Origin of the sequence: Devosia psychrophila (assembly GCF_000971275.1) — a bacterium.
In the GTDB taxonomy this organism is placed as follows: Bacteria; Pseudomonadota; Alphaproteobacteria; order Rhizobiales; family Devosiaceae; genus Devosia; species Devosia psychrophila.
Genome location: NZ_LAPV01000133.1, coordinates 1 through 18,015, shown reverse-complemented (window position 1 = coordinate 18,015; position 18,015 = coordinate 1). Strand labels below are relative to the sequence as shown.

Annotated in this window: 16 protein-coding genes and 1 pseudogene; 13 read left to right on the top strand and 4 right to left on the bottom strand. The window is 61.8% G+C overall.

The genetic code is table 11. From position 1 onward, the window contains the following. Positions 1–63: 63 nt before the first annotated feature. Positions 64–1,551 carry an MDR family MFS transporter gene (locus WH91_RS13640; protein WP_046171564.1) on the bottom strand — a complete coding sequence of 496 codons (1,488 nt, stop codon included), beginning with the start codon at positions 1,549–1,551 and terminating at the stop codon, positions 64–66. A gap of 443 nt (positions 1,552–1,994) precedes the next feature. Between WH91_RS13640 and WH91_RS13635 the strand changes: the two genes are divergently transcribed. Continuing rightward, entirely contained in the window at positions 1,995–3,143 is a 1,149-nt protein-coding gene (locus tag WH91_RS13635) for a PA0069 family radical SAM protein (RefSeq protein WP_052952836.1), read from the top strand. Here WH91_RS13635 and WH91_RS13630 read toward each other — a convergent pair. Together WH91_RS13630 and WH91_RS13625 are read right to left on the bottom strand one after the other, a co-directional pair. Continuing rightward, positions 3,140–3,817, bottom strand: a complete 678-nt coding sequence (locus tag WH91_RS13630) for an HAD family hydrolase (protein ID WP_046171579.1) — start codon at positions 3,815–3,817, stop codon at positions 3,140–3,142. The two genes, WH91_RS13635 and WH91_RS13630, sit on opposite strands and share 4 nt — an antisense overlap. A gap of 19 nt (positions 3,818–3,836) precedes the next feature. Then, the gene (locus WH91_RS13625) at positions 3,837–4,424 is read right to left on the bottom strand and encodes a hypothetical protein (protein ID WP_046171563.1); all 588 of its coding nucleotides are present in this window, start codon (positions 4,422–4,424) and stop codon (positions 3,837–3,839) included. Between the two features lie 181 nt (positions 4,425–4,605). On the opposite strand from WH91_RS13625, the gene WH91_RS13620 reads away from it, so the two are divergent. From WH91_RS13620 to WH91_RS13605, 4 genes and pseudogenes are all read left to right on the top strand, one after another. Beyond that, on the top strand, positions 4,606–5,262 hold the full coding sequence (locus WH91_RS13620; RefSeq protein ID WP_046171562.1) for a ribonuclease HII: 657 nt from the start codon (positions 4,606–4,608) through the stop codon (positions 5,260–5,262). Positions 5,263–5,352: 90 nt separating this feature from the next. Continuing rightward, positions 5,353–6,486 (top strand): site-specific DNA-methyltransferase, encoded by a 1,134-nt coding sequence (locus tag WH91_RS13615; RefSeq protein ID WP_046171561.1) that lies wholly within the window; start codon positions 5,353–5,355, stop codon positions 6,484–6,486. A 170-nt stretch (positions 6,487–6,656) separates the two neighbouring features. Next, positions 6,657–7,370 (top strand): annotated as a pseudogene (locus tag WH91_RS23525) (NAD-dependent epimerase/dehydratase family protein). A gap of 167 nt (positions 7,371–7,537) precedes the next feature. After that, positions 7,538–8,194: a L,D-transpeptidase gene (locus tag WH91_RS13605; protein WP_244542415.1), complete on the top strand. Its 657-nt coding sequence runs from the start codon at positions 7,538–7,540 to the stop codon at positions 8,192–8,194. A gap of 18 nt (positions 8,195–8,212) precedes the next feature. On the opposite strand, the gene WH91_RS13600 is transcribed toward WH91_RS13605, so the two are convergent. Beyond that, the gene (locus tag WH91_RS13600) at positions 8,213–9,265 is read right to left on the bottom strand and encodes an A/G-specific adenine glycosylase (protein WP_046171578.1); all 1,053 of its coding nucleotides are present in this window, start codon (positions 9,263–9,265) and stop codon (positions 8,213–8,215) included. A gap of 118 nt (positions 9,266–9,383) precedes the next feature. Between WH91_RS13600 and WH91_RS13595 the strand changes: the two genes are divergently transcribed. From WH91_RS13595 to WH91_RS13560, 8 genes are all read left to right on the top strand, one after another. Then, positions 9,384–9,899 (top strand): DUF721 domain-containing protein, encoded by a 516-nt coding sequence (locus WH91_RS13595; protein ID WP_046171559.1) that lies wholly within the window; start codon positions 9,384–9,386, stop codon positions 9,897–9,899. Positions 9,900–9,987: 88 nt separating this feature from the next. After that, positions 9,988–10,836 carry a thioredoxin domain-containing protein gene (locus WH91_RS13590; RefSeq protein ID WP_052952833.1) on the top strand — a complete coding sequence of 283 codons (849 nt, stop codon included), beginning with the start codon at positions 9,988–9,990 and terminating at the stop codon, positions 10,834–10,836. A 147-nt stretch (positions 10,837–10,983) separates the two neighbouring features. Then, positions 10,984–14,439 carry a chromosome segregation protein SMC gene (gene smc, locus WH91_RS13585; protein ID WP_046171558.1) on the top strand — a complete coding sequence of 1,152 codons (3,456 nt, stop codon included), beginning with the start codon at positions 10,984–10,986 and terminating at the stop codon, positions 14,437–14,439. A gap of 552 nt (positions 14,440–14,991) precedes the next feature. Further along, a complete protein-coding gene (locus WH91_RS13580; protein ID WP_046171557.1) occupies positions 14,992–15,381 on the top strand; it encodes an AtpZ/AtpI family protein in 390 nt (129 codons plus the stop codon). 21 nt (positions 15,382–15,402) lie between these two features. Then, positions 15,403–16,179: a F0F1 ATP synthase subunit A gene (locus WH91_RS13575; protein ID WP_280140243.1), complete on the top strand. Its 777-nt coding sequence runs from the start codon at positions 15,403–15,405 to the stop codon at positions 16,177–16,179. A 65-nt stretch (positions 16,180–16,244) separates the two neighbouring features. Next, a complete protein-coding gene (locus WH91_RS13570; protein ID WP_046171556.1) occupies positions 16,245–16,472 on the top strand; it encodes a F0F1 ATP synthase subunit C in 228 nt (75 codons plus the stop codon). Positions 16,473–16,569: 97 nt separating this feature from the next. Next, entirely contained in the window at positions 16,570–17,226 is a 657-nt protein-coding gene (locus WH91_RS13565) for a F0F1 ATP synthase subunit B (RefSeq protein ID WP_074797639.1), read from the top strand. Between the two features lie 6 nt (positions 17,227–17,232). Continuing rightward, the gene (locus tag WH91_RS13560) at positions 17,233–17,718 is read left to right on the top strand and encodes a F0F1 ATP synthase subunit B family protein (protein ID WP_052952832.1); all 486 of its coding nucleotides are present in this window, start codon (positions 17,233–17,235) and stop codon (positions 17,716–17,718) included. Positions 17,719–18,015 lie beyond the last annotated feature (297 nt).

The window sequence follows — 18,015 nt, the reverse complement described above, 5'->3', positions numbered from 1 at the left end:
GCTTGCTTCCCCGCAAAAAACAACGGCGCCCAAGGCGCCGTTGCGAGCTTGATTTTAGCAGGTTCAGTGGCCGTGGCCCATGCCCGGCGCGCCGCCTTCCGGCTTTCGAATAAAGAACGCGGCCACGATGGCAAACAACGAGATCACCGCACCGACAAGGAATGCCGAGCGAATGCCGCCGGCCAAGGCCTCGACCGGCGCCAGGCCAGTCCCCGTGAGGTTTGCAGTCTGGATCGTCATGGTGGCGATGAACAGCGCGATGCCGGCCGCACCGGCCAGTTGCTGCACAGAACCGAGCACGGCGCTGGCGTGGGAATAGAGCTCCTTGCGCACCGAACCCATCGACGCGGTGAACACCGGCGTAAAAATCAGTGCAAGGCCGACGCTCAGCACCATATGCCCGGCAACCAGTGCCCAAATCGGGGTGCCCTGGCCAACCTGCGTGAGGCACCACAGCACCAGCGACACGAGGACCGTACCCGGCACCGCCAGGACCGTCGGTCCGAAGCGGTCATACAGGCGGCCAACCCAGGGGCTGAGCAGACCCATGGTGAGCCCACCTGGCAACAGCATCATGCCTGTCTGAAGGGCGCTGAGACCCAGGACGTTCTGCATATAGATCGGTAGCAGGATGACCGTACCGAACAGCGCCATCATGGCCACCAGCATCAGCGCCACCGAAACGGCATAGTTGCGCGACTGGAACACGCGCAGGTCGAGCAAGGCACGATCCTGCCTCTGGAGGCCGAGCTGCCGATGGACAAAGACCGCCATGGCCACGACGCCGACCAGCACCGGCCCCCAGGCCGGGATCATAGGCGCCTCACCGGAGTGTGCCGCGCTTTCGCCAAAGCTTGAGAGACCATAGATCAGGCCACCGAAAGCCAGGGCCGACAATACGACAGAGACCAGGTCGAGCGGCGCATAGCGAGGGGTCGAGACGTTCTGGATCTTGCGCCAGCCCAGCACCAAAGTGCCCAGGGCGATCGGCAGGACCAGCAGGAACATCCAGCGCCAATCAAGGTTGGACAGGATGAAACCGCCAATTGTCGGGCCAATGGCCGGCGCCACCGAGATGACGATGGAGATATTGCCCATGGTCTTGCCGCGGCTTTCCGGCGGCACCAGCGACATCACGGTGGTCATCAGCAGCGGCATCATTATGGCGGTGCCGACAGCCTGCACGATGCGGCCGACGATCAGCAGTTCAAGACCCGGCGAGATAGCGCAAATAAGCGTGCCGAGCGCAAAAACCGACATGGCGATCAGGAAAATAGGACGGGTGTTGAGGCGCTGCAGCATGAAGCCGGTAATCGGGATAACCACGGCCATTGTCAGCAGGAACGCCGTGGTCAGCCATTGGGCTGCGCTTGCGGTGACGCCAAGATCGACCATCAGGTGCGGTATGGCTACGCTCATGATGGTCTCGTTGAGAAACACCACGAAGGTCGAGACCAGAAGAAGTGCAATGACCAGCTTGTTGCGCGCCGCGTCTGCAAGAGGCGGCGTATCGACCGGCATGGCGTCAAAAGTCGTTGCGTCGGTGCTCATGATATTCCTCAACATTGAGTTGTCCTGTCGTCAGGACGACGGGCGGCGTCGGCGGCTTTCGACGTCACTGTGGAATTCTTGTGCGACAAAGGTTGTCAGCAGCGCTAATAGTTAAGCACTCACTTCAGCGCACTCCGCTTCCGGCGCGGCGTCAATACTAAATCATTCGCTTAAGCTACATCCGCAAACTCGCGCGGAGGCTGGGTATGGTTGTGTAGTCACCGAGGCGGGGACCGTCTACCCACTCCATCGCAATTCTGCGATGCATGTTCCTGCAGCGCTTCTTCCAACGCGGCCGGACAACACCCATATGTGCCGTGGCAGCAGAACACCCGGCCGAATAAACACTACCTGTTCTTGTTTCGTTCTACAGAAACTGGTACGTCTCAAAACGCGCCAGCGAGTCACGATTCGACTGTGGCGCGTCCGGCAGGAGATGTCTCATGGCGCTTTATCAGGCCCCCTCTTTCGAAGCTCTGGAAAAACTCAGCCGCAGCCGCGACGCCGATCTGGCGCGGCGCGAACTGCTCGATCCGGACCGCATCCGGGGTCGTGGGGCGCAATCCAATATCAGCGGACGCTTTGAAAAGCACACCCGCGAGCGGACCGATGACGGCTGGGACAATGTCGAACCGCTGTCGATCTTTGAGACCGTGGAACACGTCGAGCGCGCCAAGACCATCATCACCAGCAATGACAGCCCGGACATCGGTTTCGAGCGCTCGATCAATGCCTATCGCGGCTGCGAGCACGGCTGTTCATATTGCTTTGCCAGGCCGACGCATGCCTTCCTCGGCCACTCGGCGGGCGTGGAATTCGAGCGCGACATCTATGTGAAGGTCAATGCGGTCGAAGCGCTGCGGGCCGAGTTCGGCGCCAAGAACTACAAGGTCAAGCCCATCGCCATGGGCACCAATACCGACCCGTATCAGCCGGCCGAGCGCAAGCACAAACTGACGCGCGGCATTCTCGAAGTAATGCTGGAAACCAAACACCCGGTGATGATCACCACCAAATCGGCGCTGATCATCCGCGATCTCGACCTGCTGACCGAACTGGCCAAGATGGGCCTCGTCAAGGTCGCCATCTCGATGACGTCGATGGATCACAAGCTCAGCCGCAAGATGGAGCCCCGCACTTCGTCGCCGGCCCGACGGCTGGAAGCCATTCGCCTGCTTAGCGAAGCGGGCGTGCCCGTGGCGGTGTTTGCCTCGCCAATGATCCCCGCGATCAACGACATGGAACTGGAGCGCATTCTGGATGCCGCCAAGGCTCAAGGCGCGGTCAGCGCCTCGATGATCCTGCTGCGGCTGCCCGGCGAAGTGCGCGACATCTTCCGCGAATGGCTGCTGCGCCATTTCCCCGACCGGGTGCGTCATGTGCTGGCCCTGGTCCGCGATACGCGCGGCGGCAAGGACTACGACTCGCGCTGGGGAACCCGCATGACCGGCGAAGGCCCCTATGCCACGCTGTTGCGCCAGCGCTTCGACAAAGCGCGAGAACGCTACGGCCTCGAAGTCAAACTCCCCGGCCTGCGCAACGACCTGTTCATCGCGCCACGGCTTGAGGACAGGCAAATGAGCCTGTTCTAGGCCTGGCTGATCCGTGCCTCGATGAAGCTGCGCAACTCCGGCTCGTCATAGCCGTCCACAGACATGGCTGCGCCGGCAGCGATCATGTCTTCATGCAGCAGGCTGGTGCGGATACCCACTGTAACAATGCCCGCGGCAGTCGCGGAGGCAATGCCAGTGCGAGAGTCCTCGAACGCCACCGAGCTTGCCGCATCGGCACCCAGCAGGCGCAGGCCTTCGAGATAGGGTAGTGGATGCGGTTTGCCGTGCGCCAGTTCCTCGCCGATGACCACGGCCTTGAACCGAGCCCGAACGCCCAGGCCATCGAGGATCAGATCGGCATTGGCGCGCGGCGCATTGGTAACCGCTGCCATGGGCAGACCGATTCCATCCGCCAGATCCATCAGCTCGAACAGGCCGGGCACGGCGTGGATCGATGTTCTCGCGAGATCGCGAAAAATCGCCTCCTTGCCGCGCAATACCTCCATGCCCTCGTCAGGCGACAGATGCGGCACGAAACGAGCCGCAATGGCGGCATTGGCCAGCCCCTGCAGCTCCAGCGCAAACCGCGCCTCGTCGAAATGATGCCCATAGGGCTCGAAGGTGCGGTTGAAGGCTTGCAGATGCAGCGGGTCGGTATCGGCCAGCGTGCCGTCGATATCGAACAGCAGGGCGGCGCCTGGCTTGAGGATCATATTAAATTCCAGCGGCAGATCAGTATTGCGCGACCCTGCGGGCATAGGTGGCCATGAAGTCAAGCGACGCCGCCACGCCGCGCAACGAAAGTCGGACATTCTTGGTGGATATAGCGCCGGTCAGCGGCACGGTCATAAACATTGCATTACGGACTTTCAGGCGCTCGATTAGCTCGGCCTTCAGCGCCGGATCGACCACATAGAACTGGTTGACGGTATTGTAGCGGGTTTCGAGATCGTTGACGAAATCGAGGCTCACCGGCGCTTCGCCGCCAAAGGCCAGCACGATCTTGCCGCTGGTGTCTGTCTCGACATTGTCGGCCGCGACGGTGATGGCGATATCGAGGTCGCCGCTCAGCCTGTTGCGCATCAGCGTCAGCTTGTAGGCCGGCAGGTTGGCGCTGTTTAGCTCCTGGCTTCCGGTGCTGGCAAAGCAGGAAACGCCATAATAATCAGTGGCATCTTCGTGGATGGCATTGGGGCATGATGCCAGCCAGTCGCGCTGATACTCGCGCCATTCGCCGCTGGAATGCTCGAATGGATCGGCCAGGACCGGCGCCACCAGCAGCGACAGCGTTGCGAATATAGTCCCAAGTCTGGATATCATGATGCCGGTTCTCGCTGCTGCCCCCAGCAAGCCACCATAGCAGAGCCAATGTGGCGCAACAGTGCAGGACGCTGTGAACAAAGAAGAATTCGGCAGGCTGGTTACCGCAAAAGGGGACGGGCTGGCGCCGCCGTGATCGCTACGCCGTTGACTTGAAGCGCCGCAGGATGATGCTGGCGCCATGTTGTTCGATTCGATCCTGCAGACTGAACCCGATTACAGCCACGAGCTGGCGCTGCACGCCCGTGGTGCGCGCACCATCGCCGGCGTGGATGAAGCTGGCCGCGGGCCCCTGGCCGGTCCAGTTGTCGTCTCGGCAGTTGTATTAGACCCAAATGCCATTCCGGCGGGTCTCAATGATAGCAAGAAGCTGACCGAAGAGCAGCGCGAGCTGCTGTTTGCGCAGGTGATGGCAACCGCCCTCGCCGTGTCGGTCGTGCTGGCTCCTCCCTCGATCATCCTCAGCCATAATATCCGCGGCGCGACGTTGTGGGCCATGGCGCAAGCCGCCTGCAGCCTCGGTATCACACCCGACCGGGTACTGATCGATGGTCGCGATATTCCGCTGGGCCTGCCCTGCGAGGGCATTGCGCTGATCGGAGGCGACGGCCGCAGCGTCTCTATCGCTGCCGCGTCAATCGTCGCCAAGGTCACCCGTGACCGAATGTGCCGCATCATGGATTGCGACGCGCCCAAGTTCGGCTTTGCCGGCCACAAGGGCTATTCCACGGCTGCCCATATGCGAGCCTTGGTGGAACACGGCCCCTGCCGCCACCACCGCGAGGAATTTGCCCCGGTGCGCGAAGCCTGGGCGCGGGTCCGGCTGCTGGTCGCCTGAGGTTAACGCCTCGCTAACCCTCTGATAAAACGCTCTATTAACCCTGGCGGGCTATAACCGTCTTATTAGTACTGCGTTAGGGTTAAGTGTATGTTGCGTACCGCGCTTAAGGCTGTTCAGGCCGATGCGGAAGAGGCGTCACGCCTCCCGATCGATACTATTCTGGTGGGCGATTGCATCGACCACATGAATGCCCTGCCGGCCGGCTCCGTCGATCTTATCTTCGCCGACCCGCCTTACAATCTGCAGCTTGAGCAGAGCCTCACCCGTCCCGACCAGAGCAAGGTCGATGCGGTGGATGATGCCTGGGACAAGTTCGACAGCTTTGCCCATTACGACAAGTTCACGCGCGCATGGCTCGCCGCCGCGCGCCGGGTGCTGAAACCCGATGGCGCCCTGTGGGTCATCGGCAGCTACCACAATATTTTCCGCGTCGGCTCGGCTTTGCAGGATCTCGATTTCTGGATGCTGAACGACGTGATCTGGCGCAAGGCCAATCCGATGCCGAATTTTCGGGGCACCCGCTTCACCAATGCGCACGAAACCCTGATCTGGGCCGCCAAGAGCCAGAAAAGCCGCGTCACCTTCAATTATGAAGCGATGAAGCTGGCCAACGACGATACGCAGATGCGCAGCGATTGGCTGTTCCCGATCTGCACCGGCGCCGAACGCCTCAAGAATGACGACGATGAAAAAGTCCATCCGACCCAAAAGCCGGAAGCCCTGCTGTTCCGCATCCTGAATGCTACCACCAAGCCTGGCGATATCGTGCTCGACCCATTTTTTGGCACCGGCACCACTGGCGCCGTGGCGCGCAAGCTAGGCCGCCGCTTCATCGGCATCGAGCGCGAGGAAAGCTATATCAACGCCGCGCTCAAACGCATTTCCGCCATTCGCCCCGGCGTGTTCGAAGCCCTGCAATCGGTAACGCCGAAGCGCAAGGAAACCCGCATTCCGTTCGGTTCGCTGATAGAGCAAGGGCTAATCGAGCCGGGAACGCAACTTTTCGACTTAACGAAACGTTACTTCGCCATGGTTCGTGCAGATGGCTCACTGGTCTCCGGCACCCATCAAGGCTCGATCCACAAGGTTGGTGCTTTGGTTCAAGGTTCCGAAGCATGCAACGGTTGGACTTTCTGGCATCACGATCAAGGCGGGCTCTCCCTGCCCATCGACGATCTTCGCACGGGAATTCGTGCGCAACTTGATTTGCTTTCTGCCTGATTCTGACCTCCAATCGCTCAGGCTCTTACTTCGGCCGCCGGTTTGCCCCGGCGGCCTTTTTGTTTTGCCGAGCGTGAGTCATGCTCGACCAAAAGCGAGCAGAACGTGGAGATTGCGGCGTGCGACGCAACCGCCCGCCCATTGCCTCTTACAATTTCAGGAACATGATGATGGCGAAAACAGCGCTGGCAGTTGGTGCAAGCGGGCTTTCGGAGGTGCCATCTCCTCTCTTTTGGTTCAGCGGGGCTGGCAGGTACATGGTCTGGCACGAAGGCCAGTTCGCCAGGCCGGCGTTGTACCTGTGGCGGCCGATCTGCAGGACGCCGCAGCAACAACCGTGGCGCTGAAAGGCGTCAACCCCGACGCCGTTTTCATCACCACTTGGCTTCGCCAGGATAGCGAAAAAGAGAACATTCGCGTCAATTCCACCATGGTGCGTAACCTTCTCGAGGGCGTGCTCCGGGCCACCTCCACCCGGCACGTCGCTCTTGTGACTGGCCTCAAGCCTTACCTCGGACCATTCGAATCCTACGGTCAGGGCGTGCTTCCGCGACGTCTTCAGTTGGAGCTGGATGTGGAGCCGGATAGCAGGTTGGTTCGACCTTATCCCGGCGCCGTTTGACGGCATCGTACGCCCACTGGCAGCGCAGATGGCGCATGATGCCCCGATCTGGCGCGATCTTGTGGCACGCGAGACGTTGGTTGAGTCCGATCTTGTCCGTCTTTCCTCCCCATGGCACACCGACGCCGACCTTGGCAGGCCCATTGAGGTGATTACCGATATATCCAAAAGCCGACGACTGGGCTTTAGGGAATACAAACCCACGGACGACGCGTTTTTCGACCTGTTTTCGCGACTTAGAGCCGAGCGACTGATCCCCTGAGTCTTGAGCGCCCCGGCGGGCTTTTTGTTTGTGATTGGCGCCAGCATCAAGCCAGCTTGCCAATCAGGCTTTGTGAGATCAATCTCCGCTTGAAAATATGGGTCCGTTTTAGTCTGCGGGGATGCTCAATGATCAGTAGTGATGATGCTGTTTTCGATGCGGGTGAGATGGACGCGGTGGTTCCGCAGGGGCATCTCACCCGCAGGTCATTCCTCGTCGGCGCTGCCGCCCTCGGAACGATTGGGCTTGCCGGTTGCGCAACCGGGGGCATGAGCCTCGCAGACGCGGAGCGCATATACGGTCCGCTTCCCAACGAACGCTTTCCGGTTCCCGCTGTAAATATCGGCAAGATCGATCCGAAATATCGTCGTCGCACAGTGCGTTACGACTCCGCTGAAGCGGTCGGCACGATCATCATCGATCCACGCCATTTCTACGTTTACCGCATCGAAGGCGGCGGAAATGCCACCCGATATGGCGCCAATGTTGGCCGCGCCGGGTTCCTGTGGAGTGGTGACGCCTATATCGGCCGCAAGGCGGAATGGCCGGTTTGGACGCCGCCTCGGGAAATGATCCTGCGCCAGCCAGAGGCCGCTCCTTATGCCAACGGCATGCCGCCGGGACTGGGCAATCCGCTCGGTGCGCGGACACTCTATCTCTATCAGAACGGCAGCTACACGCTCTACACGATCTACAGCACCATCATGCCTGAGACGATCGGCAAGGGCGTTTCGAGCGGCTGCGTCGGCCTGCTCACACAGGACATGGTCGACCTCTACAGCAAGACGCCCGTCGTTACGAAGGTGGTGGTCCTGCCGGCCTAGCAATTTTTGCCGGGGCAGCTACTCAAGCCCCACGGCCGCCAGAACTTTCCTGAACAACGTCGGCAATGCCTCGCCTTTAAGATCCATGCGCTCCGACCACCATCCGCCATCAAGGCCGTCTGCCGGCACCACGGCAGACCACACTTCCAGCTCAAGCCTGAAATGGGTGAAAATGTGGACAATCTGGCCACGGTGTTTCCAGTCACCTTTGGCCGGGTAATGCGAGACCGGAAGCGTCGCTGCCCAGTCCGAACCGGGCACTTCCGTCATGCCGCCGAGCAGGCCTTTGGGCGGACGGCTTTGCAGGTAGACGTCGCCGTCGCTGTCCAGCATCACATAGGCATGGCCCTTGCGGGTCGGGCGTTCGGCCTTGACAGGCTTGATCGGATAGAGCGTCGGATCCCCGGTTTTGGTGGCGACGCAGCCTGGCTGGATCGGACACAGCATGCAGACCGCCGTGCGAGGGGCGCAGATAGTGGCGCCCAAATCCATCATGGCCTGGGCAAAATCCCCTGCCCGGCTGGGCACCGAGGCCTGCAGCGCAGCGCGCAGTTCTTCCTTGGCCTCGCGCACCGGTACGGGCAACGCATAATAGCGGGCGAGGACCCGGTCGAGATTGCCATCGAGTACTGCCGTCTGTTCGTCAAAGCAGATCGCGGCGATGGCGGCGCTGGTATAGGCGCCGACGCCGGGCAGTGTTTGCAGGCCTACTGAAGTCTGGGGGAATTCGCCGCCATGCTCGTTCAGCACCGCCTGCGCACAAGCATGCAGGTTTCGCGCCCGGGCATAATAGCCAAGCCCCGCCCATTCTTTGAGCACACTATCGAGCGGTGCAGAAGCAAGGTCGAACACGGTTGGCCACAGGCCGGTGAAGCGCAGGAAGTAACTCCTTACCGCCGCAACGGTGGTCTGCTGCAGCATCACCTCGCTGAGCCAAACCCGATACGGATCCGGCCTGATGCCCCGCGCCCGATCACCCGGCGCAACCCGCCACGGCAGGTCACGCGCATGCCGGTCATACCAGGCCAGCACGGCCGGCGCGTCGATGGGAGCAGGATCGGTGAGATACATCGCCATCGGATACAACCGGGTCGATCCTCCTCGCAAGGGGGGAGTAAGTCACATCGGGTTCAGCCACCGCATAGTGGCACACTTGCCGGATGCATGGCGTAGCGGTACTCCCTGACTCATGGCCAAGGACGACCTTCCCGAACCGAAACGCCGCAATCGGACGATGAATATCGCCGATGTGCTGGCTGGCGCGCTCGATCCGGTGCTTAAGAAGCGTGGCTTTGCCAGCCGGGATATCATCGCGCATTGGTCGGTGATGGCGCCCAAGCCTTATGGCGAGGTGGCGATTCCCGACAAGCTGAACTGGCCGCGGGGCGAGCGCAGCGAAGAAGGGGCCACGCTGGTGCTGCGCTGCATTCCTGGCCATGCTCTGGCCATTGCCCACGATGGGCCCAAGATTGCCGCGGCGGTGAACCGCTATTTCGGTTTTGTGCTGGTGAGTACTGTGCGACTCTCGGCAGAGGCATTCACCCCTGGTTCAGGGGAAAAGTCGCCCAAGTCAATTCAACCGAGCCAGAGCGTTGCCGCAAAGGTCGGGGCCCAGGTGGCCGAAATTGCCGACGATGATCTGCGGGAGGCGCTTCGGACATTGGGTCACGCGCTTTCCAGCAGATCGGAGCGAAAGGGCGGATAGCGCGTTCACCCAGCAGTGATGAATCTGCCTACTTGCCCACACAATTCCCCCGTGTAGTGTCGCGCACATGAAAACAGGAGCGTTAGAAGTGAAATTTACCCGCCGTGAAACCCTAATTCTGGCCGCTGCCGCCTCGGCTCTGAGCCTGTGCGGGGTCGCCACCGCCAGCGCTGCTGAAGGTGACATGATCGACGTGGCAAAGCTGATGGCGCCCGCTGGCGGCATTGCCGATCACGTTCAGGGCAGCGAAGACGCGCCGGTCACCGTGATCGAATATGCTTCGCCGACTTGCCCGCATTGCGCGGACTTCTCTAACAACGTGCTGCCGAGTTTTGTCGAAGCCTATGTCAACACTGGCAAGGTCAGGCTGATCAGCCGCCCGTTCGTGCGCAATGTGCTCGACGCGGCCGTGTTCATGCTAGCCGAGGCTTCCGGCCCGACCAACTATCACAATGTCGTCGCCACCTATTTCAAGACGCAGAACACCTGGGCTGCTTCGCAGACCCCGCGCGATGCGATCCTCGAAATTGCCAAGCAGTTGGGCTTTACCCAGGAAACTTTCGACGCCGCATTGACGAATCAGGCCCTGTTCACCGGGATGGAAGCCGTGCGCGAACAAGCGCTCGGCGAATTTGGTCTGGCAGGCACCCCGACATTCTATGTCAATGGCAAGACCCTCAGCGGTGACAAGACGCTCGAACAGCTCGCTGCTGAAATCGATCCGCTGGTGCCTGCCGATTTTGTGGCCAGCACTCCCGCAGCGCCTGTCGCTCCCGCTGCTGTCCCTGCCGCCGAAACACCTGCAGCCACCGCGCCGGCTCCGGCGACCGACGTCGCTCCGCCCGCAGGTGGCGCAATGGCTCCAGCTGCGCCTGCTGGCGGTGCTATGGCTCCAGCTGCGCCTGCTGGCGGTGCTATGGCTCCCGCTACGCCGTAAGTTCAGCGAACCCGATCTGCACCTCCCCCTCGACGGGGGAGGTTGGGAGGGTGCGCGCGAGCCACGATCGACATCGTGCCCAAACGTCCCCCTCCCCGTCCCTACCCCCAAGGGGGAGGGTGTTGCCCGGCGTGTGAGGCAACCCCGATGAAATTCTCCCGTCTGAGGCTCCACGGCTTCAAATCCTTCTCCGATGAGATGACGCTGGTAATGGAGCCGGGCCTAACCGGCATCGTCGGCCCCAACGGTTGCGGCAAATCAAATCTGGTTGAAGCGATGCGCTGGGTAATGGGTGAAAGCTCATATAAAGCCATGCGCGCTTCGGGCATGGACGACGTGATTTTCTCCGGCTCGGGCACTCGCCCGGCCCGCAATTCGGCCGAAGTCACCCTGGTCCTCGACAACTCCGACCGCACCGCGCCTGCCGCGCTCAACAATGCCGATGTGCTCGAAGTCACCCGCCGCATCGAGCGCGAGTCTGGTTCGGTCTATCGCGTCAACGGCAAGGAAGTGCGCGCCCGCGACGTGCAACTGTTGTTTGCCGATGCCTCCACCGGTGCCCATTCGCCCGCCATGGTGCGACAGGGCCAGATTGGCGAGCTGATTTCCGCCAAACCAACTGCCCGCCGCGCCCTGCTCGAAGAAGCCGCCGGTATTTCGGGGCTACATTCCCGCCGCCACGAGGCCGAGCTTCGCTTGCGCGGCGCCGAGAGCAATCTCGAGCGCGTCGACGATATCATCGCCCAGGTCGATACCCAGCTCGAAACGCTGAAGCGCCAGGCGCGGCTTGCCACGCGCTATCGTTCTCTGAGCGGCGACATCCGCCGCGCCGAGGCGACGCTTTATCATATCCGCTGGGTCGCCGCCCGTTTCGCCGAAAAGGAGACCGAGGCGCAGCAGGGCGTTTCGGTAAGGGCGCTGGCCGATGCGACCCATCTCGAATTCGAGGCGCAGAAAAAGCTCGAAACCGCTGATGCGGCGCTGCAGCCGTTGCGCGACCGCGAGGCGGTGACAGGCGCAGTGCTGCAGCGCTACACCATTCTCTCTGAGCAACTGGCCGAGGAATCCCGCCGTGCCGGCCAGCGTCGGGCTGAGCTGGAAGACCGCATTCGCCAGCTTATCGCCGACGGTGAGCGCGAGCGCGAACTGGTGGCTGAAGCGGAAACGACGCTGGAGGCCTATGTCGAGGAGCAGGAACACCTGGCTGACGAAGGCGAAGCGGCGCAGGGCGAATTCGACCGCGCCCGCAGCGAAGCCGATACGGCGCGCGAAGCCGTAGATGCGGCCGAAACCGAGGCCCGCACAGCGTCTGATGCACTGGCGCAAGTCCGTGCCCGCCGCGCGCAGGCGACCCGTTCGAGCGAGGATGCCGCTGCCCGCATCCACCGGCTGACGCAGCAGATTGCCGAAGTCGAGCAGGAGGCCCGCACGGTCACAGATCGCCTCGATGCCGACGAAACGCTCAGCCTGCGTCGTGCGGCCCTCGAGACAGCACAAGTCATGACCGCCGAGGCGGAAAGCACTGCCCTGTTTGCCGAAGAGACCGCGCTGGCAGCGCAGGACAAGCTCGATGCCACCCGGCCTCGGCTTGCCGAAATCGAAGCTGCATTGAACCGTCTCGAAGCCGAGGCGTCGACGCTGGGCAAGATGCTCAATGTCGGCGCCAGCCTGTGGCCCGCCATCGTCGATCAACTCAAGGTAACGCCCGGCTATGAGACGGCACTTGGCGCAGCGCTGGGCGACGATCTCGAAGCCAGTTCCGACGCCGGCGCGCCGCTGCATTGGTCGGTTCCTGTCGATCACACCGACGATGCCGCCTTGCCCCAGGCGGCGGAACCGCTGTCGCGTTACGTCACCGGCAGCCCGCTTTTGAAACGCCGGCTCGACCAGATCGGCTTGATCCATGCTGTCGATGGCCCCGGCCTGATGCATGCGCTCAAACCCGGCCAGCGCCTGGTCACGCTCGACGGCGCGCTGTGGCGCTGGGATGGATTCATTGCCGCCGCAGATGCGCCAAGCGCCGCCGCGCAACGCCTCGCCCAGCGCAATCGACTAGCCGAGCTCGACGAAGAAATTGGCCGCAGCAAGGGTGAGCGCAATGGCTGGAAGCGCGATGTCGAGGCGTTGTCCGCTGCGCTCGATGCCGCACGCCAGAGCGAACGCGGCGCTCGCGATGCCTGGCGCGCCGCACAGCATTCCATCGGCTCTGCCCAGTCGGAAGTCGACAAGGCCCAGCGCGCCATTGGCGATTTGACAACACGGCAATCAGCCCTCGAAGAAGCCCGCGCGCGCCTCGCGACAAGCCTTGCCGAAGCCGATGCGGCTCGCACCGAGGCCGAGCGCGCCTTGGCGGAGGCAGGCACCGAGGACGATGCTGCTTTGGTCGCCGAGTCCAAGCAGCTAGTCCTCACCACCGCCCGCGACCGCGCCGATCAGGCCCGGCTCAAGCTGGGTAATTTCGAGACTTCGGCCCGGATGCGCGACAGCCGGCTGGCCCAACTCGCCCGCGATCGCCAGAGCTGGCAGCGCCGCCGCGATGGGGCGCTTGCCCAGCTTGCGACGCTCGACAAGCGCAGCGCCGAGGTCACTGCGCAACTCGCCAGCGTCAACCAGGCACCCGACGGTTTTGCCGCCCGCCGCGCCCAGCTCGATGACCAGATTGAAACTGCCAAGATCGAACACAAGGCCTCGAGCGACAGTCTCAGCGTCGCCCAGACCGGCTGGCGCGATGCCGATCGCGCGCTCAAAATCGCCAGCGACGCTCTGGCCGATGCCCGCATCGAGCTGACTCGAATCGAGGAGCGCGCCAAGGGCTTCATCGCCCAGCGCCAGCAGATCGAGCGCCAGATCGAGGAAACGCTGGATATTGTTGCCAGCAAGACGCTCGAAGCCTCGGGCATTCGCCCTGAAGAAGCGCTACCCGCCGAGGCTGCCACTGAACAGAAGGTAGATCGCCTCAAGGCCGAGCGCGAGCGGCTGGGCGGGGTCAACCTTTCCGCCGAAAAGGAAGCCATAGAGGTGCAGGAAAAGCTCGACCTGATGGTCAACGACAAGAACGATCTGGTCGAAGCCATCGCCAAGCTCCGCACCGGCATTTCGTCGCTCAACCGCGAGGGCCGCGCCCGGCTCAACGAGGCCTTCGTCAAGGTCAACGCGCATTTCCAGGAGCTGTTCACTACCCTGTTTGGCGGTGGCACGGCCGAGCTCAGCTTCGTCGAAAGCGACGATCCGCTGGAAGCCGGGCTCGAAATCATCGCCCGTCCGCCCGGCAAGAAGCCTCAGACCATGACGCTGCTATCAGGCGGCGAACAGGCGCTCACCGCCATGAGCCTGATCTTTGCAGTGTTCCTCACCAATCCGGCGCCGATCTGCGTGCTCGACGAAGTCGATGCACCGCTCGACGACGCCAATGTCGAACGCTTCTGCAACCTGCTCGACAGCATGCGCCAGCGCACCAATACGCGTTTCATGGTGATCACCCACAATCCGATCACCATGAGCCGCGTCGATCGCCTGTTCGGCGTCACCATGGCCGAACGCGGCGTCAGCCAGCTGGTTTCCGTGGACCTGACCACGGCAGCGAGCTTTCGCGAAGCGGTGTGATTGTGCCGTAGCACACCGGTCAAAACAACTTATCCCCGCCCGCCAAACCTACCCATACTTGGCCCATCTTTCCGGGACACGGGTGGTACTGCAGCGGCCACTATCCGGGAGACGGCCGGGGGAGTGGGGGTCGGGTTCTGTTCCGGGATACGCACACGCGGTTTTGGCAGGCGCAAGGGCACACGCTGGATCGTGATAACGCCTTCCGAGCAAAGGCCCGGCACTTCGAGGCGGCAATCATCTTCTCTATTCTATTGTTCGCAGGCGAACGCCGTTTTGGGGGCCACCTGATTTAAACCGCGAGGCTATGGCCGGGCGGCGCTTGGTCATGGCCCAAATTGCCAGAATCTCCTCGCCTTTGCCCAGACTTCGCCATCATCGCCGATGGACAGCATGCCGCACCCCTGCGACAAGCTGTTTTCACATTTAAAAGCAATGGGTTACGAGGCTTAAGGTTGTCTTGACACTATCCGACCCCACCACTATGTTGCGCGCGACTTAAAAGGTGTCCCGGAAACTTCCGGGCGAAAGCCGGCCGAGGGGAGCGAGCGGATGTCGAAACCGCTAGATACCGATGGTCGGCCAGAAAGCGCCAAAGGGGTGACTCGCGATCTTGCATCGCGTATCGCTTCGGCCAAGCGGGAACGCGATATCGAGGACTACAAAGCCTCGGGCGAAGCTTCCCCGGAGATGAGCGGTATGGCGCGCGGCATGCGCATCGGTACCGAATTCATCGCCGCGATCCTTGTGGGTGCCGTCATCGGCTACCTCATCGATCTTGGCCTGGGGTCCAGCCCCTGGGGACTGCTCATCATGTTGATGGTGGGCTTTGCCGCTGGAATACTCAATGTCACCCGTGTGGTGGCGCAAATGAATGCAGCCTCGCCTCCTCCGCCAGGATCCGATATGGGTCCAGACGTGGAAGACGAGGCGGACAAATGATGACGCTTAGAGGGCTCTATCTTGGCCGGTACTGATCCGATCCACCAGTTTGTCATCCAGGACATGTTCCCGCTATTCACCGTTGGTGGTGATGGCACCGAGGGATCTGGCCTGCATTTCGCTTTCACCAATTCGTCGCTGTTCATGGTGGCGACGGTAGCGATCATTTCGCTTTACCTGATCCTGTCGACCGGCGCGAAGCGCGTCGTTCCGGGCCGGGCCCAGCTCGTCAGCGAGCTATTGTATGAATTCGTTGCCAACATGGTCAGAAGTGCCGCCGGCACCCAGGGGATGAAGTTCTTTCCGCTGGTGTTCTGCCTGTTCGCCTTCATCCTGACGGCCAACATGCTCGGCATGGTGCCTTACTTCTTCACCGTCACCAGCCACATCATCGTCACGTTCGCGCTGTCGATGCTGGTGTTCCTGACCGTGATTATCTACGGCTTCTACAAGAACGGCCCGAAATTCCTCAAGCTGTTCGTGCCAGCCGGCGTGCCCGGCTACATTCTTCCCATCGTGGCGCCAATCGAGTTCATCTCGTTCATGAGCCGCCCGATCTCGCTTTCCGTGCGTCTGTTCGGCAACGTGCTTGCCGGTCACATCACGCTCAAAGTCTTCACCGGCTTCATCGTCACCATGAGCTCGCTGGGTTTCCTCGGCATTCTTGGTTCGGCGCTGCCGCTGATCATGGCCATTGCACTGACTGGCCTCGAATTTCTCGTCGGTGCGGTTCAGGCCTACGTTTTCGCTGTCCTGACCTGCATGTATCTCAACGACGCGATCCACCCGTCTCACTAATCTCGAAGTCACGGCGGGCTGTTCCGCCAGAACCCCCGCTTAAAGTCGCTTGAAAGGACTAAAAAATGGAAGCTGAAGCCGCAAAGTTCATCGGTGCCGGTATTGCTTGTTTCGGTATGGCTGGCGCCGCTATTGGCGTGGCCAACATCTTCGGTAGCTTCCTGACGGGCGCCTTGCGCAATCCGTCGGCTGCTCCGAGCCAGTTCTCGAACCTGATCTTCGGCTTCGCCGTGACCGAAGCTCTGGGCATTTTCTCGTTCCTGGTTGCTCTGATCCTGCTGTTTGTCGCCTAATACTGGCGCGATCGCATAGTTTTCGCAGCCGGGACATTCCCGGCTGCGTGCATATTTCCGGCCCTCGGCCGGCTGACCGGATTTAACGGGACCGCACCTGATGGTAACGCAAGCTTTCGCTCAAGAGGCGGTAACGCCGACCGAGGAAAACCTCGACAACGCGATCGACGCCACTCACGGCGAGCCGGTTGTAGGCGCGACGGGTCACGACAACCCAACCGCCGGCACCCATGCTACGACCGCAGCTTCCGAAGAGCATGGGTCGGGCGTTTTCCCACCCTTCGATCCGGCGACTTTCCCCAGCCAGTTGCTGTGGCTCACCATTACCTTCGCATTGCTCTATCTGCTGATGAGCCGTGTGGCCCTGCCCCGCATTGGCGGTATCCTCGAGAACCGCAAGGCGCTCATCGATGCCGATCTCGCGGCGGCCGACGCCTCGCGCCAGAAGACCGACGCCGCCATTGCCGCCTATGAGGCTGCGCTGGCTGAAGCCAAGTCAAAGGCTCAGGGCATTGCCAATACGAGCCGCGAATCGATCCAGGCGGACCTCGCTGCCAAGCGCAGTGCCGTCGAGGCCGATCTGACCTCTAAGGTCACCGCCGCCGAGGCCCGCATTTCGGCTACCAAGACCGAAGCCCTCACCCATGTCGACGAAATCGCTGCCGACACCGCCCAGACGGTGGTGACCCAGCTTATCGGCGACATTCCGACCGACAGCATCCGCGCTGCCGTCGCCAAGGCATCGAAGGAGTAAGCCGTCATGGAATGGATGGACAATAGCTTTTACGCCTTCGCAGCCCTCGTCATCTTCCTGGCAATCGCGCTGTATTTCGGCATCCCCAAGATCGTCGGCAAGATGCTCGACGGCCAGATCCAGAAGATCGCCGACGACCTGGCCCAGGCCAAGAAGCTGCGCGAAGAGGCTGCCGCCCTGCTGGTCGAATATGAGCAGAAGCGCGTCGCCGCCGAGAGCGAAGCCGAAGGCATCATCGCCGCCGCCAAGGAAGAGGCCGTTCGCCTCACCGCCGAGGCCCAGGCATCGCTCGCCGAACTGGTGACCCGCCGCACCAAGGCCGTCGAAGACAAGATCGCCCAGGCTGAGGCCCAGGCCATCTCCGAAGTTCGCGCCCGCTCCGCCGACGTCGCCATCGAAGCCGCCCGCCTCGTCCTCACCGACGAAATGGGCAAAAAAGGCGGCACCGTCGTCGACAAGGCCATCGCCGACGTGAGCAACCGCCTGAACTGAGGCGTGCAGCAAATCTGAATTCAAAGGCGGGCATTATGCCCGCCTTTTTGTTTGTGGCAGGCGCTTTGTTCTTAGCGGGTACCCCCACCTAACCTCCCCCTGATAGGGGGAGGGACTTGGCCGATGTCGGTATACGATATCGCCAAATCCCCGATAGTGTTCCTCCCCATTTGTATGTTTGCTTTGAGGCTGTGATTGACGATGATCGGCCTTGGGGCATCGTGTTTTGCGATGCTCCGGGTCAGATAGCGTGTGTCCCCTTAGAGCCAAGCGAGCTCGTCCCTGAGCAGAGGCGTC

What these genes read in the sequence shown, in the direction of transcription:
- WH91_RS13560 (WP_052952832.1), top strand. Translation starts at nt 17,233, where the DNA reads ATGGAATGGATGGACAATAGCTTTTACGCCTTCGCAGCCCTCGTCATC.
- WH91_RS13620 (WP_046171562.1), top strand. Translation starts at nt 4,606, where the DNA reads ATGTTGTTCGATTCGATCCTGCAGACTGAACCCGATTACAGCCACGAG.
- WH91_RS13580 (WP_046171557.1), top strand. Translation starts at nt 14,992, where the DNA reads ATGTCGAAACCGCTAGATACCGATGGTCGGCCAGAAAGCGCCAAAGGG.
- WH91_RS13600 (WP_046171578.1), bottom strand. Translation starts at nt 9,265, where the DNA reads ATGTATCTCACCGATCCTGCTCCCATCGACGCGCCGGCCGTGCTGGCC.
- WH91_RS13615 (WP_046171561.1), top strand. Translation starts at nt 5,353, where the DNA reads ATGTTGCGTACCGCGCTTAAGGCTGTTCAGGCCGATGCGGAAGAGGCG.
- WH91_RS13605 (WP_244542415.1), top strand. Translation starts at nt 7,538, where the DNA reads ATGGACGCGGTGGTTCCGCAGGGGCATCTCACCCGCAGGTCATTCCTC.
- WH91_RS13635 (WP_052952836.1), top strand. Translation starts at nt 1,995, where the DNA reads ATGGCGCTTTATCAGGCCCCCTCTTTCGAAGCTCTGGAAAAACTCAGC.
- WH91_RS13625 (WP_046171563.1), bottom strand. Translation starts at nt 4,424, where the DNA reads ATGATATCCAGACTTGGGACTATATTCGCAACGCTGTCGCTGCTGGTG.
- WH91_RS13630 (WP_046171579.1), bottom strand. Translation starts at nt 3,817, where the DNA reads ATGATCCTCAAGCCAGGCGCCGCCCTGCTGTTCGATATCGACGGCACG.
- WH91_RS13640 (WP_046171564.1), bottom strand. Translation starts at nt 1,551, where the DNA reads ATGAGCACCGACGCAACGACTTTTGACGCCATGCCGGTCGATACGCCG.
- WH91_RS13595 (WP_046171559.1), top strand. Translation starts at nt 9,384, where the DNA reads ATGGCCAAGGACGACCTTCCCGAACCGAAACGCCGCAATCGGACGATG.
- WH91_RS13570 (WP_046171556.1), top strand. Translation starts at nt 16,245, where the DNA reads ATGGAAGCTGAAGCCGCAAAGTTCATCGGTGCCGGTATTGCTTGTTTC.
- smc (WP_046171558.1), top strand. Translation starts at nt 10,984, where the DNA reads ATGAAATTCTCCCGTCTGAGGCTCCACGGCTTCAAATCCTTCTCCGAT.